The organism is Arthrobacter sp. NPDC080031 (assembly GCF_040702485.1).
Classification (GTDB): domain Bacteria; phylum Actinomycetota; class Actinomycetes; order Actinomycetales; family Micrococcaceae; genus Arthrobacter.
The window spans coordinates 237092-263772 of the sequence record NZ_JBFBLA010000002.1 but is presented as its reverse complement, the minus strand read 5'-3'; the positions used below and the strand labels follow the sequence as shown (position 1 = coordinate 263772).

The window sequence follows — 26681 nt, the reverse complement described above, 5'->3', positions numbered from 1 at the left end:
GACCCTGGGGCAGCCGAACATCGCCCGCGCAACTGTGAGCTAAAACGCATCGCCCCGGCCCGGAGCGCGCCAGCCGGACTCCGCCCCTGTGGTAATTTTGAAGGGCAAATGTTCCTTTTTTAATTCCGTCCCGTGAGGCGGGGAAAGGGGAGACGAGCGATGACTGAAGTCACTGCGCCGGTACCGTCCCGGGTTGTTCTCAACCACGCGGACATCGACCGTGCGCTCACTCGTATCGCCCACGAGATCCTCGAAGCCAACAAGGGTTCCCAGGATCTGGTTCTTTTGGGCATCCCACGCCGCGGTTATCCGCTGGCCGTGCGGCTGGCGGACAAAATCGCCGCCGCGGATCCGTCCGTCAACGCTTCCGCAATTGTCGGCCAGCTGGACGTCACCATGTTCCGTGACGATCTATCCCACCAGCCCGCCAGGCCTCCATACCCCACCAGGTTGCCGCTGTCCGGAATCGACAACAAGGTTGTTGTCCTCATCGATGACGTCCTGTACTCGGGCCGCACCATCCGCGCAGCCCTCGATGCGATCATCGATCTCGGCAGGCCGCGCATCGTCCGCCTGGCCGTCCTCGTGGACCGCGGGCACCGCGAGCTGCCGATCCGTGCGGACCACGTCGGCAAGAACCTGCCGACGTCTTCCTCGGAAAAAGTCCGGGTCCACCTTGAAGAATTTGATTCGGTGGACGGCCAGCCGATCAATGAAGTAGTGATCGAGGCAGGCGCATGAAACACCTGCTCTCCACCGAGAACCTGAGTGCCGCGAATGCCATCCGGATCCTGGACACGGCCGAAGAGATGGCGGCGGTAGGGGACCGGGAGGTCAAGAAGCTGCCCGCCCTTCGCGGCCGCACCGTGGTCAACCTCTTCTTCGAAGACTCCACCCGCACGCGCATTTCCTTCGAGGCCGCAGCGAAACGGCTCTCCGCCGACGTGATCAATTTCGCCGCCAAGGGTTCATCGGTGTCGAAAGGCGAGTCCCTCAAGGACACCGCGCAGACCCTCGCAGCCATGGGGGCCGACGCGGTAGTCATCCGCCACTGGGCTTCCGGGGCGCCTCACCGGCTTGCCGCAACCGACTGGATCGACGCTGCCGTCATCAACGCCGGGGACGGCACCCATGAACACCCCACACAGGCCCTCCTGGACGCGTTCACGATGCGCCGGCACTGGTCCAGGTTGCACGGCTCGGCGTCGACGGGCGCCGACCTCACAGGCATGCGCGTCGCCATCGCCGGCGACGTCCTGCACTCCCGCGTCGCGCGTTCCAACGTGTGGCTCCTGCGCACCCTTGGCGCGGAAGTAACGCTCGTGGCCCCGCCCACTTTGCTGCCGATCGGCGTCGAACACTGGCCTTGCAAGGTCAGCTACAACCTCGACGAGACGCTCGAGGCCGGAGTGGATGCCATGATGATGCTGCGCGTCCAGGGTGAGCGCATGAACGCTTCCTTCTTCCCCTCCACCCGCGAGTATTCGCGCCGCTGGGGCTTCGACGATGCCCGCCTCCGCGCCCTCGACGAACTCGGGCTCAAGGACACCATCATCATGCACCCGGGCCCCATGAACCGCGGGCTGGAAATTTCTTCCGCCGCCGCCGATTCGCCGCGATCCACCGTCCTGGCCCAGGTCCGCAACGGCGTGGCGGTCCGGATGGCCGCGCTGTACCTGCTGCTCTCAGGGGATTCCCGTGAAGCCGCCCCCATACCGGGCGCAGCCCGTACCAACACCGCCCGTTCCGATAAGGAGAGCAACTGATGACCGAGACCGCAACAGGCACAGCAAGCGGTGTCTACTTGATCCGCGGCGCGGCCATCCTGGGCGGCGACGCCGAGGACCTGCTGATCCGCGACGGGGTCATCGCTGAGCGCGGCACCGGCCTTTCCGCCGAAGGTGCCACCGTTATCGAGGCCGCCGGCCTCGTGGCACTCCCCGGCATGGTCGACATCCACACCCACTTGCGTGAACCCGGCCGCGAAGACGCGGAAACCGTGGAAACGGGTACCCGCGCCGCAGCCCTTGGCGGCTACACCGCGGTCCACGCCATGGCCAACAGCAATCCGGTGGCGGACACCGCCGGCGTCGTCGAGCAAGTCCACAGCCTGGGCCGCGCCTCCGGGTGGGTGGACGTGCGCCCGGTGGGTGCCGTCACGGTCGGGCTCGCCGGCGAGCAGCTCGCCGAACTCGGTGCCATGGCCGACTCGCGCGCGCAGGTCCGGGTCTTCTCCGACGACGGTATCTGCGTCCACGATCCCGTGCTGATGCGCCGCGCCCTCGAGTACGTCAAGGCGTTCGACGGCGTCGTTGCCCAGCACGCGCAGGAACCCCGCCTCACCGCGGGAGCCCAGATGAACGAGGGCGCCGTTTCCGCAGTTCTCGGCCTGGCCGGTTGGCCCGCGGTCGCAGAAGAGAGCATCATCGCCAGGGACGTCCTCCTCGCCCAGCACGTCGGCTCCCGCCTCCACGTCTGCCATGTATCCACCGCCGGATCGGTGGAGATCGTCCGTTGGGCCAAGGAACGGGGGATCAACGTCACCGCCGAGGTCACCCCCCACCACTTGTTGCTCACCGACGAACTGGTCCGCAGCTACGACCCCGTCTACAAAGTCAACCCGCCGCTGCGCACCGACGCCGATGTCCAGGCGCTCCGTGCCGGACTCGCCGACGGCACCATCGACGTCGTGGGCACGGACCACGCCCCGCATCCGAGCGAGCACAAGGAATGCGAGTGGGCCCAGGCCGCGATGGGCATGACGGGCCTGGAAACGGCCCTGTCGGTAGTCCAGGAAACCATGATCGAAACCGGGCTCATGACGTGGGCCGACTTCGCCCGCGTCACGTCCACGGTTCCCGCGGCCATTGGCCGCGTCGCGGACCAGGGACGTCCGCTCGACGCCGGCGAGCCTGCCAACGTGATCCTCGTGGACCCGGCTGCCCGGTGGACAGTGGATCCGCATAAGATGGCGACCATGGGCCGGAACTCACCCTTTGCGGGCAAAGAGCTGCCGGGCGCCGTCGTCGCCACCTTCTTCAAGGGCCACCCAACCGTACTGGACGGCAAGCTCAACACGCCGTACCGCTACGCAGCGGATCCTGCCGGCGCCGGCAGCAACTGATGGACAACAAACTTGCTTCCCTGCTCCTCGTTGTGCTCCTCGCCGCGGTTGCGGCCGGACTCATTGCGATAGGTTGGCGCGGCAGGCTCAAGCGCCAGGCCGGACTCGGGCAGCTTCCGGAAGTGCCTGAAAGGCTCAGCCCGGCGGGCATCGTGGCTGAAGGCCAGTACGTGGCCACGACGACGGCGGGAGACTGGCTTGACCGGGTCGCCGTCCACGGCCTTGGCTTCCGCGGGAACGCGGAAATGAGCGTCCATCCGGAAGGCGTCCTCTTCGACCGGAAGGGGACTGCGCCATTGTTCGTTCCGGCGGAAGCCGTGACGGATTGCGGCAACGCCAACGGCATGGCAGGCAAGTTCGTAGAGAAGGATGGACTCGTGGTCTTGAGCTGGATGCTCGGAGAACACGAACTCGATACCGGATTCAGGACCAGGCGCGCCGCCGACAAACAACCGCTCCTCGAAGCACTTCAAGAATTGATCTCTGCAGCCCCCCAGGCAGATGCCGATAGTGGAAAGTAACAAAGTGACGGATAGCAATGCAGTAGCAGGCACAGTGACAGGCAATACCAACCCAGCGGAGTCCTCCGCGGCAGTGCTGGTCCTCGAAGACGGCCGCACGTTCCGTGGCCGCAGCTACGGCGCCACAGGCGTGGCCCTGGGCGAAGCGGTCTTCGCCACCGGCATGACCGGCTACCAGGAAACCATCACGGACCCCTCCTACGCCCGCCAGCTGGTGGTCCAGACGGCTCCGCACATCGGGAACACCGGTGTGAACAAGGAAGACGCCGAGTCCCGCCGCATCTGGGTGGCCGGCTACGTGGTCCGCGACGCTGCCCGACGCCCCTCGAACTGGCGCTCGGAGCGCAGCCTCGACGCAGAGCTCGTTGAACAGGGCATCGTCGGCATCCAGGGCGTGGACACCCGTGCCGTCACCCGGCACCTGCGCGAACACAAGACCATGCGCGCAGGAATCTTCTCCGGCGAGGCAGCCCAGGCCACCGACAAGGAGCTCCTGGACACGGTCCTGGCCAGCGCCCCCATGGAAGGCGCCCGCTTGGCCGAGGAAGTGAGCATCGACGAGGCATACGTCGTCGAACCGGCGGACCACGGCTGGGATGGCGAGCCGAAATTCAGCATCGCCGCGATCGACCTTGGCATCAAGGCCATGACCCCGGTCCGCTTCGCCGAACGCGGCGTACGCGTCCACGTCCTGCCGGCCACCGCAACCCTGGAAGACGTCAAGGCCGTCAACCCTGACGGCTTCTTCATGTCCAACGGCCCGGGTGACCCCGCCACGGCGGACGCGCAGGTGAAGCTGCTCCGCTCCGTGCTCGATGAGAAGATGCCGTACTTCGGGATCTGCTTCGGCAACCAGATCCTCGGCCGGGCCCTCGGCTTCGGTACCTACAAGCTCAAGTACGGCCACCGTGGAATCAACCAGCCCGTGATGGACCGCCGCACGGGCAAAGTCGAGATCACCTCGCAGAACCACGGCTTCGCCGTCGACGCTCCCATGGACGGTGCCACCATGGCTCCGGAAGAGCGCTTCGGCCGCGTCGAGGTCAGCCACGTGAGCCTCAACGACGACGTCGTCGAAGGACTCGCCTGCCTCGACATCCCGGCCTTCTCGGTCCAGTACCACCCCGAAGCCGCGGCCGGACCGCACGACGCCGCCTACCTCTTCGACCGCTTCATCGACCTGATGGAGAGCACGAAGAACGGCCAGAACGCAGCACAGGCCGCCGACACTCAGACATCGAACTCCGCGAAGAACGAGGACACCAAGTAATGCCAAAGCGTACAGATCTCAAGAGCGTCCTCGTTATCGGTTCAGGCCCGATCGTCATCGGCCAGGCGGCCGAATTCGACTACTCCGGAACCCAAGCCCTGCGGGTGCTCAAAGAGGAAGGCCTGCGCGTCATCCTCGTGAACTCCAACCCGGCCACGATCATGACGGACCCCGAGTTCGCCGACGCCACCTACGTCGAGCCCATCACTCCCGAGGTGGTCGAAAAGATCATCGCCAAGGAGCGTCCGGACGCCGTCCTGCCCACCTTGGGTGGACAGACTGCCCTTAACACGGCCATCGCCCTGGACAAGAACGGCGTGCTCGAGAAGTACAACGTCGAACTCATCGGTGCCAACATTGCCGCGATCGAACTCGGCGAGGACCGCGAAAAGTTCAAGGGCGTCGTGGAACGCTGCGGCGCCGAGTCGGCCCGCAGCCACATCATCCACACCATGGATGAAGCACTCACCGCAGCGGAAGACCTCGGCTACCCGATGGTTGTCCGTCCGTCCTTCACCATGGGCGGCCTGGGCTCGGGCCTGGCGTACAACGAGGACGACCTGCGCCGCATCGTGGGCCAGGGCCTGCAGTACAGCCCCACCTCCGAGGTCCTGCTGGAAGAGAGCATCCTCGGCTGGAAAGAGTACGAGCTGGAGATGATGCGCGACAAGAACGACAACGTCGTTGTTGTCTGTTCCATCGAGAACTTCGATCCGGTAGGCGTCCACACCGGCGACTCCATCACCGTTGCCCCGGCCCTGACCCTGACTGACCGCGAATACCAGCGGCTGCGCGATATCTCCATCGCCGTCATCCGCGAAGTCGGCGTCGACACCGGTGGCTGCAACATCCAGTTCGCCATCGAGCCGGACACGGGACGCGTCGTCGTTATCGAAATGAACCCGCGTGTTTCGCGTTCCTCGGCGCTGGCGTCCAAGGCCACCGGCTTCGCGATCGCCAAGATCGCCACCAAGCTCTCCCTGGGCTACACCCTGGACGAGATCCCCAACGACATCACGCAGCAGACGCCGGCTTCGTTCGAGCCGACGCTCGACTACGTCGTCGTCAAGGTTCCGCGCTTCGCGTTCGAGAAGTTCCCGGCCGCGGACAACACGCTGACCACCACCATGAAGTCCGTCGGTGAAGCCATGGCCATGGGCCGCAACTTCACCGAGGCCCTGCAGAAGGCCCTTCGCTCCCTTGAACAGAAGGGTTCGCAGCTGGACTTCAGCCACGTGCCCGAATGGGAGGTTCCGGAGCTCATCGAGAAGTCCAAGCGTCCGACGACGGACCGCCTCCACCAGGTCCAGCGCGCCATGCTCGGCGGTGCTTCGGTCGAGGAGCTCTACGCCGCCACCAAGATCGATCCGTGGTTCCTGGACCAGTTGCAGCTGCTCAACGAGACGTCCCACGAGATCCGCAAGGCCGGTGCCCTGACGGAAGAGATGCTTCGCAACGCCAAGCGCCACGGCTTCTCGGATGAGCAGATCGGCGCCTTGACCCACAACCCGGAGGCCGTTGTCCGCGGCGTCCGCCAGGCCCTGGGCATCCGTCCGGTCTACAAGACGGTGGACACCTGTGCCGCCGAATTCGCCGCGTACACTCCGTACCACTACTCGGCATATGACGAAGAGGACGAGGTCGGCCTGCACTCCAAGCCGTCCGTCATCATCCTGGGTTCGGGCCCCAACCGGATCGGCCAGGGCATCGAGTTCGACTACTCGTGCGTCCACGCCTCCATGGCGTTGCGCAAGGCCGGCTACGAAACCGTCATGGTCAACTGCAACCCGGAAACCGTATCCACGGACTACGACGTCTCCACGCGCCTGTACTTCGAACCGTTGACACTGGAAGACGTCCTCGAAGTCATCGCGGCAGAGGAGCGCACGGGCGGCGTCATGGGCGTGTTCGTGCAGCTCGGCGGCCAGACCCCGCTCAAGCTCGCACAGCAGCTGGCGGACGCCGGCGTGCCGATCCTGGGCACCTCCCCGGAAGCGATCGACCTTGCCGAGCACCGCGGCATGTTCTCCCGCGTGCTTGACCAGGCCGGCCTAATCTCCCCGAAGAACGGCACCGCCGTGTCGTTCGAGGACGCCAAGAAGATCGCCGACGAAATCGGCTACCCGGTCCTCGTCCGTCCGTCCTACGTGCTTGGCGGCCGCGGCATGGAGATCGTCTACGACGAAGCCAACCTCTCGCGCTACATCGCCAACGCCACGGAAATCACCCCGGACCACCCGGTGCTGATCGACCGCTTCCTCGAGGACGCCGTCGAAATCGACGTCGACGCGCTCTTCGACGGCACGGACATGTACCTCGGCGGCATCATGGAGCACATCGAGGAGGCCGGCATCCACTCCGGCGACTCCGCATGCGTCCTGCCCCCGATCACTCTCGGCAGCAACGTGATCGAACGCGTCCGCACGGCCACCCGGGCCATCGCTGAAGGCGTAGGCGTCCGTGGCCTCATCAACATCCAGTTCGCGCTGGCGTCCGACGTGCTCTACGTGCTCGAGGCCAACCCGCGCGCTTCCCGCACGGTTCCGTTCGTCTCCAAGGCGACGGGCGTGCAGATGGCCAAGGCTGCGGCCCTGATCGGTACGGGCGTCACCATCAACCAGCTGCGCAGCGCCTACAAGATGCTGTCGGAAACGGGCGACGGTTCAACCCTGCCGCTCGACGCGCCTGTCGCCGTGAAGGAAGCCGTGCTGCCGTTCAGCCGCTTCCGGACCCCGGAAGGCAAGGTTGTGGACTCGCTGCTCGGCCCGGAGATGCGCTCCACCGGTGAGGTCATGGGCATCGACAAGCACTTCGACACCGCTTTCGCCAAGAGCCAGGCCGCGGCCAACAACGCGCTGCCCACCGAGGGCAAGATCTTCGTTTCTGTCGCCAACCGCGACAAGCGCTCGGTGATCATGGGCGTCAAGCGCCTGTCCGATCTTGGCTTCGAGATTGTCTCGACGGGCGGTACCGCGGATGTACTGCGCCGCAACGGCATCCAGGCCACCCCGGTCCGCAAGGTCGCTGAAGGCAGCAGCGCCGAAGGCGAAGGAACCATCGCTGACCTCATCATCGCCGGCGAGATCGACATGGTCTTCAACACGCCTTCCGGCGGCGAAGCCCGCAGCGACGGCTACGAACTCCGTGCGGCGGCTACGTCCATCGGCATCCCCTGCATCACTACGGTTGCGGAGTTCAACGCCGCCGTGCAGGCCATCGAGGCACTGCGCACCTACGAATGGTCAGTGACGAGCCTGCAGGAGCACGCCGCGGCGCTGTCAGCTTCCAAGGCCGCGGCAGCCGAGGCCGTCAGTGCCTGAGTCTGCCGCAGCCGGGCAACCGTCCCTGGGGCAGGGTGCTGTTGGCCCGGGGCCCCGGCAGCCGTTCGGTTCCCGCCTGGCTGCCGCGATGGCCGCCCGCGGCCCCTTGTGCGTCGGCATCGACCCGCACCCGGGGCTCTTGGCGGACTGGGGATTGAACGACGACGTCGCCGGCCTGGAGCGCTTTTCCCTCACCGTGCTGGAGGCCGTGGCGACGCTCGCTGCCGCGGTAAAGCCGCAGGTGGCCCTCTATGAGCGTCACGGCTCAGCAGGCATGGCGGTTTTGGAGCGGACCCTTGCTGCCGCTTCCGATGCCGGAGTTTTGAGCATCGCCGACGCCAAACGCGGAGACATCGGCTCCACGATGGCTGCCTATGCCGACGCCTGGCTACGGGATGGCTCCGCCTTGGCGGCAGACTCGGTCACGCTGAGCCCGTACCTCGGCTTCGAGTCGCTGCGCCCGGCGCTCGACCTCGCGGCCGAGTCCGGCCGCGGTGTTTTCGTGCTCGCCCTGACGTCCAACCCCGAGGGAAAGTCCGTGCAGCATGTTGGCGGTTCGGAATCGGTGGCCCGGCGCATTGCCGAGGCCGCGGCCGCGGAGAACCGCCGCTATTCCGGCACGTCGGGTTCCGACGGCATGGGGCCTGCGGGTCTGGGCTCGGTCGGTCTCGTGGTGGGCGCCACGATCGGGGGCGCCCTCGCGGAACTCGGGCTGGACCTCGACGCGGTTCACGGGCCCATCCTGGCGCCCGGCCTGGGCGCACAGGGAGCCACGCCGGCCGATCTGCGTGCCACTTTCGGCGCGGCATACCCGGCGGTCCTGGCGACGTCGAGCCGCGGAATACTCGCGGCCGGTCCAACGATTGCCGGACTGCGTTCCGCTACCGAGGCAACCCGCGACGGCTTGCTGGAAGGCTGAGCGTGATCTTGGTGGGTCCAATGCATTGCGCTCCGCACTGACCACGCGATAGCTTCGGGATCAGTCCAATCCGCTACGCACTCGATGCCGGCCAAAGGGGGATGTGTCAGTGACCTTAAAGGCTCTGTCGCCAGAGGAACGTGCCGATGCCTTGGAAAAGGCCGCGAGAGCCCGGGCAAGGCGGGCTCTCGCGAAAGAACAGCTCAGGTCGGGCGAACTCAGCATCGCCCGGCTGATCAAGTCGGCGCAGACTGACGAGGCCATCGCGCGCATGCGTGTTTCCGAGCTCATCGAGGCTGTCCCGGGCATTGGCCCGGTCCGTGCAGCGGCCATCATGGCGGAGATCGGAATCGCCCCTTCACGCAGGCTCCGGGGCCTGGGAATTCACCAGTCCCGGTCGCTGATAGATTTTATGGAAGACAAATACAGCGTTTGAACAAATACAGCGTTTGAAGAACTGCAGCCCTCCACGAAGGACGATGTGAGCAAGAATCCGGGACTGACCGTCCTCGCAGGCCCCACTGCCGTTGGCAAGGGAACAGTATCCACGTATATCCGGGACAATTACCCCGAGGTCTGGCTGTCGGTTTCAGCCACCACCCGTGCTCCGCGGCCGGGGGAGAAGGACGGTGTCCACTACTACTTCAAGTCCGCCGAAGAATTCGACGCGCTTGTTGAGGACGGCCAGTTGCTTGAGTGGGCCGTCGTCCATGGAAGGAACCGCTATGGCACGCTGCGCAGCACCGTGGATGCTGCCATCGCCGAAGGCAGGTCGGTGCTGCTGGAGATCGATTTGCAGGGCGCCCGCCAAGTCAAGGCCGCGGTTCCGGACGCCAAATTCGTGTTTCTCGCTCCGCCCAGCTGGGACGAAATGGTCCGCCGCCTGGTGGGACGCGGCACCGAAACCCCGGAGGAACAGCAGCGACGGCTGGAAACCGCTAAACTGGAACTTGCCGCTGAACCGGAGTTTGACCACACCGTCATCAATGACGACGTACGCCGGGCAGCGGACGAGCTTGTTTCACTCATGGGGCTTACCCCGCACCAGCGCTAAGCGCTAGCACTTGTCAGCCCGTTAGAATTTGGAGAATTCGTGTCCACGAACCTTGAAGGCATCATCAACCCGCCGATCGACGAGCTGCTTGCTGCTGCCGATTCAAAGTACGGCCTGGTGATTTTCGGCGCCAAGCGCGCGCGCCAGATCAACGCGTACTACGCCCAGCTGCACGAGGGCCTCTTCGAATACGTCGGCCCGCTGGTCGACACGAAGCTCAACGAGAAGTCGCTTTCCATCGCGCTGCGCGAGATCAACGAAGGCCTGCTGGTTTCCACTCCCATCGAGCCCGCAGAGTAAAACAGACTGCCTGTTGACGGAGGTCACGTGCGCATAGTCCTCGGAGTCGGGGGAGGGATCGCAGCCTACAAGGTTGCATCGCTCCTCCGGCTTTTTACTGAGGCCGGACACAACGTCACGGTCATCCCCACCGAGGCGGCCACCCGGTTTGTCGGCGTGGCTACGTGGGAGGCCCTCTCGGGCAACCCGGTGAGCAACAGCGTCTTTGACGACGTCGAGATGGTCAATCATGTCCGTCTCGGTCATGAGGCGGATCTCATCGTGGTCGCCCCGGCGACCGCCGACCTGCTGGCCAAGGCAGCAACCGGCCAAGCAGGGGATCTGCTGACCAATACACTCCTCATGGCCCACGGACCCGTGCTTTTCGCTCCCGCAATGCACACCGAAATGTGGCACAACCAAGCCACCCAGGCGAACGTGGAAACACTGCGCAGCCGGGGCATTACCGTCCTGGAACCGGCAGTGGGCCGGCTTACCGGCGCGGACTCCGGACCAGGCAGGCTGCCCGAGCCGGAAGCGATCTTCGCAGCCGCCATGGCTTTGGTCGACGCCTCAGCGCCCTCAACCAGGCTCCCTGGCCCGAAACCCCTGGCCGGACGGACCATCACGATTTCCGCCGGCGGCACCCGGGAAGCCCTGGATCCGGTCCGGTTCCTTGGGAACAGGTCCTCCGGCAAGCAGGGTGTTGCGCTGGCCGCCGCGGCCCTTGACGCCGGCGCCCATGTCAGGTTCCTCGCTGCGCACATGGACGTCCAGGTACCTGCGGGCGTCGAATTGATCCAGGTTGAATCCGCATTGGAGCTCCGCGACGCCGCGCTGGAAGCCGCCGTCGGCTCCGACGTCGTGATCATGGCCGCCGCCGTCGCGGATTTCCGCCCCGCCGAGGTTTCCGGCACGAAAATCAAGAAGGTCAACGGCAACGACGCCCCCGTGGTGCGCCTTGTGCAAAACCCTGACATCCTGCACGAGCTGGTGGTGCGCCGCGACTCTGAGGCATCCTCCCAGTTGATCGTCGGGTTTGCGGCCGAAACCGGGGACGAGGACGGCAACGTCCTGGAGCACGCCACCGCCAAGCTCAAACGCAAAGGCTGCGACCTTTTGGTGGTCAACCAGGTCGGCGTCGGGCGCGTGTTCGGCCAGGACCAGAATTCTGTGATCATTCTCTCCGCCCATGGCGCGGCGGCGCAGTCGGCGGCAGGTTCCAAATCCGACGTCGCTGCCGTTGTCATTGACCGCATCAGCACCGAACTGAGCAGAGTACGCCCGGCCACCTAGGCCTCCGGCGAGCCCCATTCCTTAGCTGGTCCATCCTTAGCATAGGGACATACGGCGGAAGCCGGTCGCCCCCAACCGAGTAAGGTAGTCGAGTGACTTTACCGCTGCACCATGAATCCCACGGCATCCCGTCCAAGCTCCGGCTCTTCACTTCAGAGTCGGTCACGGAAGGGCACCCGGACAAGATCTGCGACCAGATCAGCGACGCCATCCTCGATGCGCTCCTGGCGGCAGACCCCGAGTCGCGCGTGGCTGTTGAGACCATGGCCACCACGGGCTTGGTGCACGTGGCCGGTGAAGTCACCACTGATGCGTATGTTGAAATCCCGCAGATCGTCCGCGAGACCATTCTCGGAATCGGTTACGACTCGTCCGCCAACGGCTTCGACGGCGCCCGTTGCGGCGTGTCTGTCTCCATCGGACAGCAGTCCAACGACATCGCAGGCGGCGTCTTCAATTCGCTCGAAGCCCGCGAAGGCCGCCAGGAGGACGACTACGACCTCCAGGGCGCCGGCGACCAGGGCATCATGTTCGGCTACGCGAGCGACGAGACCCCCTCCTACATGCCGACGCCGATTTGGCTCGCCCACCGGCTCTCCGAGCGTCTCACCGAAGTCCGCAAGAGCGGCGAGCTGGCCTACTTGCGCCCTGACGGCAAGACCCAGGTGACGGTTGGGTACGACCGCGACCGTCCGGTTTCCGTTGAGACGGTGGTCATTTCCAGCCAGCACGCCGAAGGTACCCACCTCGATCGCTTGCGCGCCGATCTCGCCTCGCACGTGATCGACCCCGTCCTGGCTGTGTCCAACCTGGACATCTCCCACGTCGCGAATATCCTGAACCCTGCCGGTGCCTTCGTCATCGGCGGCCCGGTCGGCGACGCCGGGTTGACAGGACGCAAGATCATCGTTGACACCTACGGCGGCATGGCCCGCCACGGCGGCGGTGCCTTTTCCGGCAAGGATCCGTCGAAGGTGGACCGTTCGGCGGCCTACGCGATGCGCTGGGTAGCGAAGAACGTCGTAGCAGCAGGCTTGGCCAAGCGGGCCGAAATCCAGATCGCCTATGCCATCGGCCAGGCGCGTCCGGTGGGCACCTATGTTGAAACCTTCGGTACCGAGACTGTTGACCCGGCCAAGATCAGCGAAGCGATTGCGGAGATCTTCGACCTCCGTCCGCGCGCCATCATCGACGCCCTCGACCTCAAGCGCCCCATCTACGCAAAGACCGCTGCGCATGGCCACTTCGGCCGCGAAGAGCCGGATTTCACGTGGGAACGACTGGACCGCGTGGACGAACTGAAGGAATTCTTCAACGCCTGACCGGGCTGCGCCAAGGCTTCGACTGCCGGGGACCCGATTGTCGGTGGTGTGTGTTTGGCTTGACCCAAGAGCCGAACCAGGGAGGTGGCAAGCATGAGCGATGGTTCATTGCTTCCGTTTGCCGTGGCCTCGCCGTCGGCGTCCCATCAGCCGTCCTTGTTGCAGGGCTTCCCCTCGCGCGGGAGCGACGCCGACGGGCCACCCCTGGCGGCCAGCGATCCGGTGGCCCGGGTGTTGATCGAATCATCCTTGCCGCATCTCGACAGGTCTTTCGACTACAGCGTCCCGGCCGAGTTGGACGGGACCGCTCTCCCAGGCGTCCGGGTCAAAGTCCGCTTCAGCGGCCAGGAACTCAACGGCTACGTCCTGGAGCGCACGGAATCCTCGGAAGCCGGACATGCCCTGACTCCGCTTCTCAAGGTGGTCTCGGCCGTCCCGGTGCTGACACCGGCGTTGCTGGAGCTCGCCTCCAGCGTCGCTGCCCGCTACGCCGGGACGCTCAGCGACGTCCTCCGTACCGCCATTCCGCCCCGCGTCGCGCGGCTGGAGAAGCAGCTCCTGTCCGGCGATTCCCTCCTGGACGGGCTGGACGAACCGGACACCTCGGACAAGCCGGACACGCCGGACGGGCACGGCGGGGCTGCCCAAGGCTCCGCGTCCCCGGGCACCGCTTCGCAAGCCCAAGCGGCGTGGGCTTCCTACACCAACGGGGCGCCCTACTTGCAACACCTGGCCGGAGGTGGCTCACCCCGTGCCGTCTTGACTGCGACACAGGGTTTTGGAGCGGCCGGCTGGCCCGGGCTTGTGGCGTCTGCCGTCGCGGCAGTCCGCTCCTCAGGGCGGGGCGCCGTCGTCGTCGTGCCCGACTACCGTGATCTCGACCGCATGGAAGCGGCCCTGCGCGCTGTCCTGCCGGCGGGGGACGTCGCGCGGTTGACGGCCGACGACGGCCCGACCCCGCGGTACCGAAGCTACCTTCGGCTCCTCAGCGGCGCCGCAAAGGTGGCAGTCGGCACCCGCTCGGCAGCTTACGCTCCCGTGGAGGACTTGGGACTGGTGGTGTGCTGGGACGACGGCGACGACCTCCACATTGACCAGCGCGCCCCTTACGCCCACACCCGGGAAGTCCTGCTCTTGCGTTCGGAACAGGAATCAGCGGCGTGCCTCATGGCTGCGCATAGCCGGAGCACCGAACTTCAGCGGCTTGTCGAGGGCGGCTGGGCCGTGCCAGTGGAAGCCCCCCGGCCGGTGGTCCGCGCCAGCACGCCCCGGGTGCTCAATACAGCGGACAGCTTCGAACAGGAACGCGACCCCCTGGCAAAGATTGCACGCTTGCCCGGCGCCGCCTGGCGGGCGGCCAAAGAGGGCCTGGAGCGCGGACCTGTCCTGGTGCAGGTGGCCCGGGCCGGCTACGCCCCGTCCCTTGTCTGCGAGGATTGCCGCGAAACCGCCCGGTGCAACAACTGCCAGGGACCCCTCGCAATCGCAGGCCAATCGGCTATGCCGCAATGCCGTTGGTGCTCCACTCCCGCCCCGGAATGGCGTTGCCGCCATTGCGGCGGAGTCCGGCTCCGCAGGGGCGCCGCCGGAGTGCTGCGGACCGCGGAAGAACTCGGCAGGGCTTTTCCAGGCAAAGCCGTCGTGACGTCGTCCGGGGACCAGGTCAAGGCCACGGTATCCGATGCCCGTGCACTGGTGGTGGCAACTGTGGGCGCTGAGCCGATCGCAAACGGCGGCTACGCGGCGGCGCTGCTCCTGGACGGCAATTCGCTCCTGCGCAGGGAAAACCTGCGTGCCGGTGAGGACACCGTACGGCGTTGGTTCAATGCGGCAGCCCTCGTGCGGCCCGCGAATGAAGGCGGGCTCGTAGTCATTACCGCGGACGACACAACCGCGACGGGCGCCCTGTTGCGCTGGGACCCTGCGGGATTCGCGTCCCGGGAACTGGCACTGCGGCAGGAACTCCAGCTACCGCCCGCAGTACGGATCGCGTCGGTGACGGGCAAACGGGCCGACGTCGTGCACTTCACCGAAAGCCTGGCTGAAAGCATCCAGCTCCGAACCGCGGGCCCCGCTCCGGTCTCCCTCACCCAGTCTGCGCAACATCCAGCACAGCGGGAGGGCGAACCGGACGTCCGGACGCTGATCTTCATTCCCTACGCACAAGCAGCTGTTGCCACCCGTTCCATGCGGGCCGTCAAAGCCGCCAGTGCGGCGAAGCGCACCTCGGGACCAGTTCAATTGCGGCTCGACGGGGTGGATGTCCTCTAGCGCCGCTTACGGCTGCGCATCGCAACGATCTCTTCGGCCACGGCCAGGAGTTGGCGGGCCGATTCGTCCCAATTGAAGTGAGCTGCGCGTTCCACAGAGCGGCGTGAGCGCGCTTCCCAGAATTCCACATCTTCAAGGGTTTTGACTGCCGCGGCGAATTCGCCCGGCGATTCGGGGTGCACATAGCTCACGGCGTCCCCGCCGACCTCACGGAAAATGGGAGTGTCGCTGGCGATCACGGGAGTGCCAAGTGCCATCGCCTCCACCAGGGGCAGGCCATAGCCTTCCGCTTTGGACAGGCTGACGAGGGCGGTGGCCCGGAGCAGGAGGGAGTCGTATTCGGCATCCGTGACGCCGTTATGGAACTCGACGCGCGCTCCCGGCGGGACCAAAGGCTCCAGCTCGGCCCGGCGCTGCGGCGTGATCCTGCTGAGCAGATGCAGCGTGAATCCGGGCAATTCGGCCATTCCCTGGATCATGGTTTCCACATTTTTGTAGGGCATGAACGAGCCCATGTAGAGCAGGGATTTCTCGGCGCCGGCCGCGGGATCGCGCGGCGACTGGCCCGGCTGTGGTGCGTTGCCCACGATCCGGACCGGGCGGCGGGTCAACTTGAACTTCGCCATGAGCGACTCGGTGGTGTGGCTGATGGTGGCAACGACATCGGCCCGGTTAAGAAGCAATCGCTGCGGCCAATAGGCCTTGTGGTAGAGCCGCCAGAGCAACCGGACCGGTGGGGGCAGGAAGCCCGGAGGGGCCGGGTGCTCATAGTAGATGAGGTCGTGCAGGGTCAGGACCAGCCCGTACTTGCGGCCCCAGGTGCCCATGGTCTGCATCGGGCAAACCACAACGTCGGCCCCGAGCTTGTTGACTTCGCGGGCAACGAACAGTTCGCAGGGAGACAGCGGGCTGTTGATGTGAACGTAGGGGACATCCGGGAGGAGCGCCAACTGGCGCTTGTCGCTGATGAGCATGGTGACATCCGCGATCTTGGACGTCGCCGCTATGAGGCTCGATCCGTAGCGGCTGATCCCGTCATGATGGTCCGTGCGGGTGAAGCGGGCATCTATGACGATTTTCACGCGGGGTGTTCCTCCAGGAAGCTGCGGATAGCGGCGGCGGCCGGCGCCGGTGTCTCGTAGTGGATCAAATGCCCGACGTCGGGAATCACTTCCAGCGCACCGTCCGGCAGCATCTCCAACAACTTGTGCTGGTCCCGGAGCAGGGCGATCTCGTCTTTCTCGCCGGCCACCAACAACACGGGAAGGTCCAACTGCGCGGCCACCTCGGCTACATGGCTGGACACTGAAGCCCGGAACGACTCCAGGAGGCTCGCGCGGTCGGCGAACGCGGAGAAGTACGCATCGTGCTGGCCATGGACGAAGGCCCGGAGTTCCTTGTCCCGGGTCTTGGCCATCGCGGCGCTCATGACGCGGACAATGAGGCGGCTGCGCAAGACGGCGAGCCCCAGCCGGCGCGGGAGCTTGGCCGAGACCTGGTAGTACAGGACCGCCAGCTTGGTCATGAGCCCTTTGGGGCCCTCAAGCGCGGGAGCGGCGATGGGATTGACCAGGATCAACGGACGGATGGCTCCCGGGTTCGCGGCGGCAAAGTGGCTGGCGACAATGGATCCGAAGGAGTGCCCCAAGAGAACGGTGTCAGGTCCGAGGCCCAGGGCTGCCATGAAACCGGTGATGAACTTCCCGTACCGATCCACGGTGTGGGGGTCTCCGGCGAAAGGCTCCGAGCTGCCAAAACCGGGAAGGTCGGGCATGATGACACGCATTTCCGGCAGATGGTCTACGACACGGAGCAGGCCGTGGTGGTCGCCGCGGAAACCGTGGATGACCAGTATGGTCCGGGTAGCCGCGGTCACCTTGACCGGCTCGTAGCACCAATAGGCGACGTTGCTGCCGTCGAGGTCGATGTCGGAGGCACTCGTCCGGGCGGCCAATGCCTTGCTGAAGAACTCCCGTGGGGAGGCTGGTGCGGGTTCGGGGGAGTGGTTGGTGTCCACTTGTTCCATTCGGCAGGTCCTAGTTGACGTTGTCCGGGTGTGACCCGGTGCGGTGGTGGCGTTCGAGGGCGGCCAAGCCATCCATGTCGTCGGCATCGAGCTCGAAGCCGAAGACATCGAAGTTCTCCTGGATGCGTGCCGCGGTGCTCGCTTTCGGGATGACGATGTTTCCCAGCTGGAGGTGCCAGCGGATGATGATTTGGGCAGGTGTCTTTCCGTATTTGTCGGCGAGCGCCCGGACGGCCGGATCCTGAAGGACCTGGCCGCGGCCCAAAGGGCTCCACGCCTCGGTGCGGATGCGCAACTGCTCGTGGAGCGTGCGGAGCCGGGTCTGCTGCAACCATGGGTGCAGTTCAATCTGGTTCACGGCTGGAACCACTTCGGCTTTTTGCATGAGTGCTTCGAGATGGGCCGGCTGGAAGTTGGAGACTCCGATCGCGCGCACCCGGCCTTCGCGGTACAGGGTTTCCATTGCCCGGTAGCTTTCCTGGAACAGTCCGCGTTCCGCACAGGGCCAATGGATCAGGTAGAGGTCGACGTAGTCGAGGCCGAGATTGGCCATGGAGGCATCGAAGGCGCGGAGCGTGGAGTCGTAGCCTTGGTCATCGTTCCAGAGCTTGGTGGTGACAAAGACGTCTTCGCGGGAGAGACCGTGGGTGCCCTCCCCGGAGCCTCCCGTGTTGCTGTCCACGCCGGGCGGGGGTATGACCGCACTGCCGATGCCGCGGCCGACCCCGGTCTCATTGCCGTACATGGCTGCTGTATCGAAGTGCCTGTAGCCGGCACCGAGCGCAGTGGCGACCAAAGGGGTGGCGTCCGCCGGCGGCACCTTGTAAAGCCCGAACCCCAGCTGGTCAATCAAGACACCGTTGTTCAGACTGAGCCTAGGCGAGGGTTTCATAGCCAAGACTCTACCTACCTCGATGCCGGGAATGTTTCAGCGTCCTTCAATTATTCGCAGAAGGGCTGCCGAAACTGACAAGGCGCTTCGCCGTGGCCTCGTCCAGGATCAAATCCGTTGCCAGCCTCGCTTCGAGCGCTCCGCGAAGTCCGTTGATCTTGGACGCACCCGAGACGACGCAGATGCGGCGACGGACCTGCCGGAGTTGCTCATGGCTCGGGCCGGTGGACCGCTCGTTGAGGGTGATGCCGTCGGAAGAGCCGTCGGCGCGGAAGAAGACGGTGGCAACATCGCCCACGACGTCCGAGCTGGCCAGCAGGGACAGGTCCGTTTCATCGAGGTAGCCGCCTGCGTACACGTGGCTGGGGTAGTCCGAATGCACCGAGCCGACTCCGAAGATGGCGATGCTCATCCTGGCTTGGAGATCGAGCACGCGCTGGACGCTGCGCTCATTCCACATGGCGGTCTTCGTCGAGGCATGGTCGAAGAAGGCGGGCACTGGGAACTGTTCCACCCGCGCACCATAGGCGATGCCGAAACGGCGCATGATGTCGCTCGCGTAGGTGATGCCGGTGGTCTGCATGTTGCCGGCGCCGTTGAGCTGCACGATAGTGCTGCCGTGCGTGATCTTGCGCGTCAGGTGCCTGCTGACCGCGCTGATGGTCGCACCCCAGGCCACTCCGATGATGGCGTTGGAATCGACCAGGGGACCAATGGTCCGTGCGGCCTGCGTCGCCACCCGGTCAAGGGTTTCCGCCTCGTTCAAGGTGTCCAGGACCGGCACAACATGGACATCGACGCCGTAGTGGTTGCGGATCATACGCTCCAGTTCGGGAGCGGAATCCAGTGGACTGCGGATCTGGATCTGGACCAGTCCCGACTCGCGGGCCGAGGACAGCAGGCGGGACACCGTTGAACGCGAGGTCCGGAGTTCGCGGGCTATGGCGTCCATCGTGAGGTCCTGGAGGTAGTACATCTGTGCTGCCCGGAGGGCTTCTGAATGTCGTGATCGTGGCATCTCAATTCCGTTCTGCACGTTTGTGCAACTAGCTTGATTTCATTTTCCATTCCTTCGAAGAATAGTTGTGCAAGGTGCGACGTCAAGTGATGCAGCGCACACACCAAAGCCCAAGGGAGCAGTTTTGGGATACACCAGTAATTCCGGTTCCGCAGCAGGATCACCACGTCGGACCTCGGTTTCGGCACTCCGCGAACGGCCGCAAGCCCAGGTGCTGATCATCGGAGGCGGCATCAACGGCGTCGGAACCTTCCGCGATTTGGCACTCCAAGGCGTGGACGTCGCCCTCGTGGAACGCGGTGATTACTGCCAGGGCGCCAGCGGAGCCTCATCCCACATGATCCACGGCGGCATCCGCTACCTTGAGAACGGGGAATTCCGCCTCGTCCAGGAATCGGTGGTCGAGCGCAACCGGCTTTTGAAGATCGCACCCCACTACGTCAAGCCCCTGCAGACAACCATCCCCATCTTCAGCACCTTCTCCGGGATACTTTCCGCCCCCACGCGCTTCCTCACGCACAAGCAAGGCAAGCCGAAAGAACGCGGCGCCTTCCTCATCAAGCTCGGACTGAGCATGTACGACTTCTTCTCCCGCGATGGCGGCAGCGTCCCCCGCCATCAGTTCAGCGGCAGGCAGAAGGCCTTGGCTGAGTTGCCGAAGTTGCACCCCGGCATCAAATACGCTGCGACCTACTTTGACGCGTCCGTGCACAACCCGGAGCGCCTGACGCTCGATGTGCTGCAGGACGGCGAAAAGGCGGGCATCGGGAGCGGCTTGCCGGGCGGCAGCGCCCGGGCCAGCAACTACGTCTCCCTTCTCCCGACCGACCCCGCCGCCGAATCAGCCGGCCCGGCTGGCGCCGTTTTGCTGCGCGATGAACTTACAGGCGAGGAATTCAGCTTCCAGGCCGACGTGATCGTCAACACCACCGGTGCATGGGTTGACCTCACCAACGAGGCAATGGGTGCAGCGAGCCGCTTCATGGGCGGAACCAAGGGCTCCCACATTGTCCTGGACCACCCGGAGTTGCTCGCAGCTTGCGGCGGCCGCGAGATCTTCTTCGAACACACGGACGGGCGGATCGTCCTGATCTACCCGATGGGTGACCGTGTCCTGGTCGGCACCACCGACGTCGAGGCCGACATGGCCCAGGACGCCGTGTGCACCGAAGCCGAGATTGACTACTTCTTCGACCTCGTCGGCCACGTCTTCCCCTCCATCACGGTCGAGCGCAGCCATATCGTCTACAGCTTCGCCGGCGTCCGGCCGCTTCCGCGCCACGATGACACCCAGCCGGGTTTCGTATCCCGCGACTACCGGATCGAGCGAAGCGAGCGCAAAGCTTCCGGTGCTTCGGCCGCCGGTGACTTGACCGCCGCGGGCGGGAAGGCCGCCGTCGTACTGTCGTTGATCGGCGGAAAGTGGACCACCTTCCGGGCCCTCGCCGAACACCTGAGCAACGACGTCCTCCGGGAGCTGGGCATGGAGCGGAAGACCTCGACGGCGAAGCTCGCCATCGGAGGCGGGCTGGGCTTCCCGGACAGCGAAGACGGAATCCAGGACTGGGTCAAGAAGCACATGGCTCCCGGTCTCAGTGCCGATCGGGTCTCCGGCCTGCTGACCCGCTACGGCACCCGCGCCGAAGACGTCATTGCCTACCTCAAGGCGGGCGAGGATCGGAAACTGCGCTCCACGAACGAGCTCAGCGTCCGGGAGCTCGAGTTCATGGCCGTCAACGAACAGCTCGGACACCTTGTGGATGTCCTCATCCGCCGCACCTCGCTGGCCTTCCGCGGCCTGGTGACCGGGGAGCTTTTGAACGAAATCGCCGAAGTCCTCGCCGCGCAGCTTGGCTGGGACGCAACGAGGCGGGAGACCGAAATCCAGCATGCCCAGGAGGTGCTTCTGCGTTTTCATGGCGTGACTGTTCACAGCCTCGTCGCATGAACGTATTGTACGTCTCATCAGCTTGATTGTTCGGGCCCAGAAGCCCGGACACAAGGGTTGCGGTGTTCCGCTCCGTAAGGGAGGACCGCAACCGGGACGGCGCTAACAGACGCCGGCCCAACGGCCCCAACAAAACCTGCAGGGCTGACAACAGAAGAAAATGAGGAGTCAAAGATGTCTCTCGGAATTGTTTTCCTTTCCGAAGTGTTCGGAACCGGAATGCTTACCCTGCTCGGCTGTGGCGTCGTGGCAAACGTCGCGCTCAAGGGCACGAAGGGTAACAGCGGCGGGTTCCTGATGGTGAATTTTGGCTGGGGCATCGCAGTATTTGCCGGCGTATATGTAGCCGCCATGTCCGGTGCGCACCTGAATCCGGCCGTGACGCTCGGTCTCTTGGTTGACGGCAAGGCCGAGTTCGCCCCGGGGGTGGCCGTGAGTGCGGCATCCACGTTCACCTACTTCGGTGGAGAACTGCTCGGCGCCTTCCTTGGCGCTGTCTTCGCCTGGCTCGCCCACAAGCAGCACTTCGACGCCGAGCCATTGGCAGCCAGCAAGCTCGCCGTATTCTCCACGGGACCGGCCATCCGCTCGTACCCCTGGAACCTCGTCACCGAAATCATCGCAACGTTTGTGCTGGTCTTCGTGATCCTGACCTTCGGCGGCACCCCCTCCGGCTTGGGCCCGCTCGCGGTGGCATTGCTCGTCGTCGGCATCGGCGCCTCCCTTGGCGGACCGACCGGCTACGCGATCAACCCCGCCCGTGACCTCGGACCGCGTATCGCCCACGCTATTTTGCCGATCAAGGGCAAGGGCTCCAGCGACTGGGCCTACTCCTGGGTTCCGATCGTCGGCCCGCTCCTGGGCGGAACCATCGCAGGACTCGTCGCCCACTCCATACCGATCATGGCAACCGTCGCCAAGTAGCAACCGCTCAGCACCTATCCCGCATCCACACCAAAGCAAGCAGACAAGGACGTCAAAATGTCGCAATACGTCATCGCCATTGACCAGGGAACCACCAGCTCGCGTGCCATCGTGTTCGATCACTCAGGCAACATTGTCTCCACCGGCCAGATGGAGCACGAGCAGATCTTTCCCCAGGCCGGTTGGGTAGAGCACAACCCAGTGGAGATCTGGGACAACGTCAGGGAGGTCGTCGGCTCTGCGTTGTCCAAGGCCAACCTGACGCGGCACGACATCGCTGCCGTCGGCATCACCAACCAGCGCGAAACCACCGTTGTGTGGGACAAGAACACGGGTGAGCCGATCTACAACGCCATCGTCTGGCAGGACACGCGCACACAGCCCATCGTCGACGAACTGGCACAGGACGGCGGCCCCGAGCGCTTCAAGCAAAAGGTAGGCCTGCCCTTGGCCACCTACTTCTCCGGCACCAAGATCAAGTGGATCCTGGACAACGTCGAAGGTGCGCGGGCCAAGGCCGAAGCCGGGGACCTCATCTTCGGCAACACCGACTGCTGGGTCCTGTGGAACCTGACAGGCGGCGTGGACGGTGGCGTGCACGCCACGGACGTCACCAACGCCTCGCGCACCATGTTCATGGACCTCGACACCTTGCAATGGGACCAGGACATTCTGGACGCATTCGGCGTGCCGGCGTCGATGATGCCAGCCATCAAGTCCTCCTCCGAGGTCTACGGCACGGTGCACACCTCGCAGCTGCTGCGCGAAGTGCCCGTCGCAGGCATCCTGGGCGACCAGCAGGCGGCAACCTTCGGCCAGGCGGCTTTCGAGCCCGGCGAAGCCAAGAACACCTACGGCACCGGCTGCTTCCTGATCTTCAACACAGGCGAAGAAATCGTCCACTCGAAGAACGGCCTGCTGACCACGCTCGGCTACAAGCTGGGCGACGCCAAACCGCACTACGCGCTGGAGGGTTCCATCGCCGTCACGGGTTCACTGATCCAGTGGCTGCGCGACAACCTTGGCTTGATCAGCACCGCTCCTGAGGTGGAGACGCTGGCGGCCGGCGTAGAAGACAACGGCGGCGTGTACATCGTGCCCGCGTTCTCGGGCCTGTTTGCCCCGTACTGGCGCGCCGACGCCCGCGGAGCCATCGTTGGCCTGACCCGCTTTGCCAACAAGGGCCACATCGCCCGCGCGGCCCTGGAGGCCACCGCTTTCCAGACCCGCGAAGTGCTCGACGCCGTCAACGCGGACTCGGGCGTTCCGCTGACCGAGTTGAAGGTCGACGGCGGCATGGTCGCCAATGAGGCGCTCATGCAGTTCCAGGCCGACATCCTGGGCGTGCCCGTGGTCCGCCCGAAGGTCGTGGAAACCACAGCCCTGGGCGCTGCCTACGCGGCCGGCCTCGCCGTCGGCTTCTGGAAGGACCTCGGCGAGCTTAGCGCCAACTGGAACGAGGACAAGCGCTGGGAGCCACAGCTGGACGACGCCGAGCGGGACCGCCAGATGCGCCTGTGGAAGAAGGCTGTCACCAAGTCGATGGATTGGGTGGACGAGGACGTTAAGTAGCTCCGGCCTCTCCTAAAGGTCCCGCCTCGCCCCGAAAAGGGGCCGGTAACTCCCGCCCGCCCGCTTCGCGGTGCCCACCACACCATGGCGGGGAGTCTCCGGCCCCTTTTCTCTGTGCCCCAACCCACCGACCGTTCAGTGTTACTTGGGACAATGAACAGGGTAAGGTGGCTTTATGCGTGCGATCCTTCTGCTTAGCTAGCCGCCCGGTATACGTCGATCTAGAGCATCGCGAACCGAGCGGCCGCCCCTCCTTGCCGAGGGGCTTTTGTGTGTCCGGGACCTTCCGGGGCCCGGAGCAGGAGGCAAAACCGTCATGGAAGAACAGAAGAGGGCAGCAGTGAGCGTTCAGCCGGAGACAGAAACCGGAGCACAGTCAACAGTGGCAGGCGAGACGCCCGAGGAGGGTGTCTACAGCTTCGCCTCGATGGAGGCCAAGTGGCCGCAGGTCTGGGAAGACCTCAAAGTCTTCACTCCGCTTGACGACGGCTCCCGCGAGCGGCGCTATGTCCTGGACATGTTCCCCTACCCTTCAGGCGACCTCCACATGGGCCACGCCGAGGCCTTCGCGATGGGCGACGTCGTCGCGCGGTACCTCCGCCAGAAGGGTTTCGACGTCCTGCACCCCATCGGTTGGGACTCGTTCGGCCTGCCGGCAGAGAATGCCGCCATCAAGCGCAACGCCCACCCCAGCGAGTGGACCTACGCCAACATCGATACGCAGGCAGCATCGTTCAAGCGTTACGCGATCTCTGCCGATTGGTCCCGCAGGCTGCACACTTCGGACCCGGAGTATTACCGTTGGACCCAGTGGCTGTTCAAGCGCTTCTACGAGCGCGGGCTGGCCTACCGCAAGGATTCCCCGGTCAACTGGTGCCCGAAGGACCTGACCGTCCTGGCGAACGAACAGGTAGTCAACGGCGCGTGCGAACGCTGCGGGACGCCTGTCACGAAGAAGTCATTGAACCAGTGGTACTTCAAGATCACCGAGTACGCCGACCGTTTGCTGGATGACATGTCCGAGCTCCAGGGGCACTGGCCCGAGCGTGTGCTGGCAATGCAGCGCAACTGGATCGGCCGGTCCGAGGGCGCACACGTCCGTTTCGTCATCGAAGCCACGGAAAGCCGCGCCGAGCGCGAAGTGACTGTCTTCACCACCCGCCCGGACACCCTGTACGGGGCAACGTTCTTCGTTGTCGCCGCGGATGCGCACATGGCGCTGGACCTGGTCACGCCCGAACACCACGACTCCCTCATGGCCTACCGCGAGAAGGTCAAGGCCCTGTCTGACATCGAGCGCCAGTCCACTGAGCGCGAGAAGACCGGTGTGTTCACCGGCCGCTACGCCGTCAACCCGCTCAACGGTGAAAAACTGCCCGTGTGGGCAGCCGACTATGTGCTCGCCGACTACGGCACAGGCGCCATCATGGCAGTGCCCGCGCACGACCAGCGCGACCTCGACTTCGCCCGCGCGTTTGACCTGCCGGTGCGTCCGGTCCTGAACACCGGAGGGGAAGACCCGGCGGAAACCGGCATCGCGACTGCCGGCGAGGGCACCCTGATGAACTCCGGCGAACTGGACGGTTTGTCCAAGGCCGAGGCCATCCCGGCAGCCATCGACATCCTGGAGAAGCTGGGCACGGGGGAGAAGTTCGTGAACTTCCGCCTGCGCGACTGGCTCCTGAGCCGCCAGCGCTTCTGGGGTACCCCGATCCCCATCATCCACTGCGCCGAATGCGGCGAGGTGCCGGTGCCGGACGATCAACTGCCTGTCCGGCTACCGGAAGACCTGCGCGGCGAGGCACTGTCTCCCAGGGGCACGTCTCCTCTCGCCGCGGCCCTGGAATGGGTCAACGTCGAGTGCCCCAACTGCGGACGCGCCGCCCAGCGCGACACGGACACCATGGACACGTTCGTTGACTCGTCCTGGTACTTCCTGCGCTTCGTTTCCCCGCACTACACCGAGGGACCGTTCGATCCGGCCAAGATCAACGACTGGATGCCGGTCGGCCAGTATGTGGGCGGCGTCGAGCACGCCATCCTGCACTTGCTCTACGCCCGCTTCTTTACCAAGGTCATCCACGACATGGGCCTGCTCGCCGCGGACGAGCCCTTCAGCGCCCTGCTCAACCAGGGGCAGGTCCTCAATGGCGGCAAGGCCATGAGCAAGTCCCTCGGCAACGGCGTGGACCTTGGCGAGCAACTGGACAAGTTCGGCGTCGACGCCGTCCGCCTGACCATGGTCTTTGCCTCCCCGCCCGAGGACGACGTCGACTGGGCCGACGTCTCGCCGTCGGGCTCTGCGAAGTTCCTTGCCCGTGCCTGGCGCCTTGGCCAGGACGTCGCAAGCGAGCCCGGCGTCGATGTCTCCGCCGGTGACCGCGCGCTGCGCACCGTGACCCACAGGACCATCGCCGACGCCGCTGAGCTGTTGGACAACAACAAGTTCAACGTCGTGGTGGCCAAGCTGATGGAGCTGGTCAACGCGACCCGCAAAACCATCGATTCCGGTGCCGGTGGCGCAGACCCCGCCGTCCGTGAAGCCGCCGAGGCCGTCGCTGTCATCTTGAGCCTCTTCGCGCCGTACACGGCCGAGGACTTGTGGAACCAGCTGGGCCACCCGGCCTCCGTGGCGAACGCCGGCTGGCCCTCCCACGATCCGTCGCTTCTTGTCCAGGACACCGTGACGGCCGTCGTGCAGGTACAAGGCAAGGTCCGCGACCGCTTGGACGTCTCCCCGGACATCGGTGAGGACGCCCTGCGCGAGCTCGCCCTCGCCAGCGACAACGTGCAGCGGGCACTCGATGGCCGCGGCATCCGTACGGTGATCGTGCGCGCGCCTAAACTGGTCAACATCGTCCCGGCATAGCCGGGAAACGGCCGCCGGCGCTTGCCGGCGGCCGGCCACCAGCTCCAGGAGGATCC

General features: G+C 65.2%; 21 protein-coding genes. 17 read left to right on the top strand and 4 right to left on the bottom strand.

The features are described from left to right. The first annotated feature begins 159 nt into the window (after positions 1-159). The 13 genes from pyrR to AB0323_RS02980 all read left to right on the top strand — a co-directional run bounded on the left by pyrR (position 160) and on the right by AB0323_RS02980 (position 15376). Positions 160-741: a bifunctional pyr operon transcriptional regulator/uracil phosphoribosyltransferase PyrR gene (gene pyrR / locus AB0323_RS03040; protein WP_284982265.1), complete on the top strand. Its 582-nt coding sequence runs from the start codon at positions 160-162 to the stop codon at positions 739-741. Further along, positions 738-1766, top strand: a complete 1029-nt coding sequence (locus AB0323_RS03035) for an aspartate carbamoyltransferase catalytic subunit (protein WP_366176057.1) — start codon at positions 738-740, stop codon at positions 1764-1766. Before pyrR ends, AB0323_RS03035 begins: the two co-directional genes overlap by 4 nt. Next, positions 1766-3124, top strand: a complete 1359-nt coding sequence (locus AB0323_RS03030; protein WP_366176056.1) for a dihydroorotase — start codon at positions 1766-1768, stop codon at positions 3122-3124. The genes AB0323_RS03035 and AB0323_RS03030 overlap by 1 nt, the downstream gene beginning before the upstream one ends. Next, positions 3124-3645 carry a hypothetical protein gene (locus AB0323_RS03025; protein WP_366176055.1) on the top strand — a complete coding sequence of 174 codons (522 nt, stop codon included), beginning with the start codon at positions 3124-3126 and terminating at the stop codon, positions 3643-3645. The genes AB0323_RS03030 and AB0323_RS03025 overlap by 1 nt, the downstream gene beginning before the upstream one ends. Further along, positions 3626-4915, top strand: coding sequence for a glutamine-hydrolyzing carbamoyl-phosphate synthase small subunit (gene carA / locus AB0323_RS03020; protein WP_366176054.1), 1290 nt, complete (start codon positions 3626-3628; stop codon positions 4913-4915). The genes AB0323_RS03025 and carA overlap by 20 nt, the downstream gene beginning before the upstream one ends. Continuing rightward, positions 4915-8235 (top strand): carbamoyl-phosphate synthase large subunit, encoded by a 3321-nt coding sequence (gene carB / locus AB0323_RS03015; RefSeq protein ID WP_366176052.1) that lies wholly within the window; start codon positions 4915-4917, stop codon positions 8233-8235. The genes carA and carB overlap by 1 nt, the downstream gene beginning before the upstream one ends. A 25-nt stretch (positions 8236-8260) precedes the next feature. Then, positions 8261-9154, top strand: a complete 894-nt coding sequence (gene pyrF / locus AB0323_RS03010) for an orotidine-5'-phosphate decarboxylase (RefSeq protein ID WP_366176074.1) — start codon at positions 8261-8263, stop codon at positions 9152-9154. 109 nt (positions 9155-9263) lie between these two features. Next, positions 9264-9590, top strand: a complete 327-nt coding sequence (mihF, locus tag AB0323_RS03005) for an integration host factor, actinobacterial type (RefSeq protein ID WP_364541022.1) — start codon at positions 9264-9266, stop codon at positions 9588-9590. A 45-nt stretch (positions 9591-9635) separates the two neighbouring features. Then, the gene (gmk, locus tag AB0323_RS03000) at positions 9636-10208 is read left to right on the top strand and encodes a guanylate kinase (protein ID WP_364541025.1); all 573 of its coding nucleotides are present in this window, start codon (positions 9636-9638) and stop codon (positions 10206-10208) included. Positions 10209-10247: 39 nt separating this feature from the next. Then, positions 10248-10508, top strand: coding sequence for a DNA-directed RNA polymerase subunit omega (rpoZ, locus tag AB0323_RS02995; RefSeq protein WP_028267125.1), 261 nt, complete (start codon positions 10248-10250; stop codon positions 10506-10508). A gap of 27 nt (positions 10509-10535) precedes the next feature. After that, on the top strand, positions 10536-11783 hold the full coding sequence (gene coaBC / locus AB0323_RS02990) for a bifunctional phosphopantothenoylcysteine decarboxylase/phosphopantothenate--cysteine ligase CoaBC (protein WP_366176051.1): 1248 nt from the start codon (positions 10536-10538) through the stop codon (positions 11781-11783). 92 nt (positions 11784-11875) lie between these two features. Next, entirely contained in the window at positions 11876-13105 is a 1230-nt protein-coding gene (gene metK / locus AB0323_RS02985) for a methionine adenosyltransferase (RefSeq protein WP_284982275.1), read from the top strand. 93 nt (positions 13106-13198) lie between these two features. Continuing rightward, entirely contained in the window at positions 13199-15376 is a 2178-nt protein-coding gene (locus AB0323_RS02980) for a primosomal protein N' (protein WP_366176050.1), read from the top strand. Here AB0323_RS02980 and AB0323_RS02975 read toward each other — a convergent pair. Genes AB0323_RS02975 through AB0323_RS02960 form a run of 4 tightly spaced genes read right to left on the bottom strand, consistent with a single transcriptional unit; the run spans position 15373 to position 19312 of the window. After that, complete coding sequence (locus tag AB0323_RS02975) at positions 15373-16458, bottom strand: glycosyltransferase family 1 protein (RefSeq protein ID WP_366176049.1); 1086 nt, start codon at positions 16456-16458, stop codon at positions 15373-15375. The two genes, AB0323_RS02980 and AB0323_RS02975, sit on opposite strands and share 4 nt — an antisense overlap. Then, positions 16455-17402, bottom strand: a complete 948-nt coding sequence (locus AB0323_RS02970; protein ID WP_366176048.1) for an alpha/beta hydrolase — start codon at positions 17400-17402, stop codon at positions 16455-16457. The genes AB0323_RS02975 and AB0323_RS02970 overlap by 4 nt, the downstream gene beginning before the upstream one ends. 10 nt (positions 17403-17412) lie before the next feature. Continuing rightward, complete coding sequence (locus AB0323_RS02965; RefSeq protein ID WP_366176047.1) at positions 17413-18294, bottom strand: aldo/keto reductase; 882 nt, start codon at positions 18292-18294, stop codon at positions 17413-17415. 46 nt (positions 18295-18340) lie between these two features. After that, on the bottom strand, positions 18341-19312 hold the full coding sequence (locus AB0323_RS02960; protein ID WP_366176046.1) for a sugar-binding domain-containing protein: 972 nt from the start codon (positions 19310-19312) through the stop codon (positions 18341-18343). 124 nt (positions 19313-19436) lie between these two features. Between AB0323_RS02960 and AB0323_RS02955 the strand changes: the two genes are divergently transcribed. From AB0323_RS02955 to leuS, 4 genes are all read left to right on the top strand, one after another. Beyond that, positions 19437-21260 carry a glycerol-3-phosphate dehydrogenase/oxidase gene (locus AB0323_RS02955; protein ID WP_366176045.1) on the top strand — a complete coding sequence of 608 codons (1824 nt, stop codon included), beginning with the start codon at positions 19437-19439 and terminating at the stop codon, positions 21258-21260. A gap of 174 nt (positions 21261-21434) precedes the next feature. Next, the gene (locus AB0323_RS02950) at positions 21435-22184 is read left to right on the top strand and encodes an MIP/aquaporin family protein (protein WP_366176044.1); all 750 of its coding nucleotides are present in this window, start codon (positions 21435-21437) and stop codon (positions 22182-22184) included. Between the two features lie 57 nt (positions 22185-22241). Beyond that, a complete protein-coding gene (gene glpK / locus AB0323_RS02945; protein ID WP_366176043.1) occupies positions 22242-23756 on the top strand; it encodes a glycerol kinase GlpK in 1515 nt (504 codons plus the stop codon). A 340-nt stretch (positions 23757-24096) separates the two neighbouring features. Next, positions 24097-26625, top strand: a complete 2529-nt coding sequence (gene leuS / locus AB0323_RS02940; RefSeq protein ID WP_366176073.1) for a leucine--tRNA ligase — start codon at positions 24097-24099, stop codon at positions 26623-26625. Positions 26626-26681: the final 56 nt, after the last annotated feature.

Coding starts and splice junctions, on each gene's coding strand:
- AB0323_RS02960 (WP_366176046.1), bottom strand. CDS start 19,312: ATGCCACGATCACGACATTCAGAAGCCCTCCGGGCAGCACAGATGTAC.
- AB0323_RS02965 (WP_366176047.1), bottom strand. CDS start 18,294: ATGAAACCCTCGCCTAGGCTCAGTCTGAACAACGGTGTCTTGATTGAC.
- AB0323_RS03035 (WP_366176057.1), top strand. CDS start 738: ATGAAACACCTGCTCTCCACCGAGAACCTGAGTGCCGCGAATGCCATC.
- carB (WP_366176052.1), top strand. CDS start 4,915: ATGCCAAAGCGTACAGATCTCAAGAGCGTCCTCGTTATCGGTTCAGGC.
- AB0323_RS03030 (WP_366176056.1), top strand. CDS start 1,766: ATGACCGAGACCGCAACAGGCACAGCAAGCGGTGTCTACTTGATCCGC.
- AB0323_RS03025 (WP_366176055.1), top strand. CDS start 3,124: ATGGACAACAAACTTGCTTCCCTGCTCCTCGTTGTGCTCCTCGCCGCG.
- glpK (WP_366176043.1), top strand. CDS start 22,242: ATGTCGCAATACGTCATCGCCATTGACCAGGGAACCACCAGCTCGCGT.
- carA (WP_366176054.1), top strand. CDS start 3,626: ATGCCGATAGTGGAAAGTAACAAAGTGACGGATAGCAATGCAGTAGCA.
- AB0323_RS02980 (WP_366176050.1), top strand. CDS start 13,199: ATGAGCGATGGTTCATTGCTTCCGTTTGCCGTGGCCTCGCCGTCGGCG.
- AB0323_RS02970 (WP_366176048.1), bottom strand. CDS start 17,402: ATGGAACAAGTGGACACCAACCACTCCCCCGAACCCGCACCAGCCTCC.
- pyrR (WP_284982265.1), top strand. CDS start 160: ATGACTGAAGTCACTGCGCCGGTACCGTCCCGGGTTGTTCTCAACCAC.
- AB0323_RS02950 (WP_366176044.1), top strand. CDS start 21,435: ATGTCTCTCGGAATTGTTTTCCTTTCCGAAGTGTTCGGAACCGGAATG.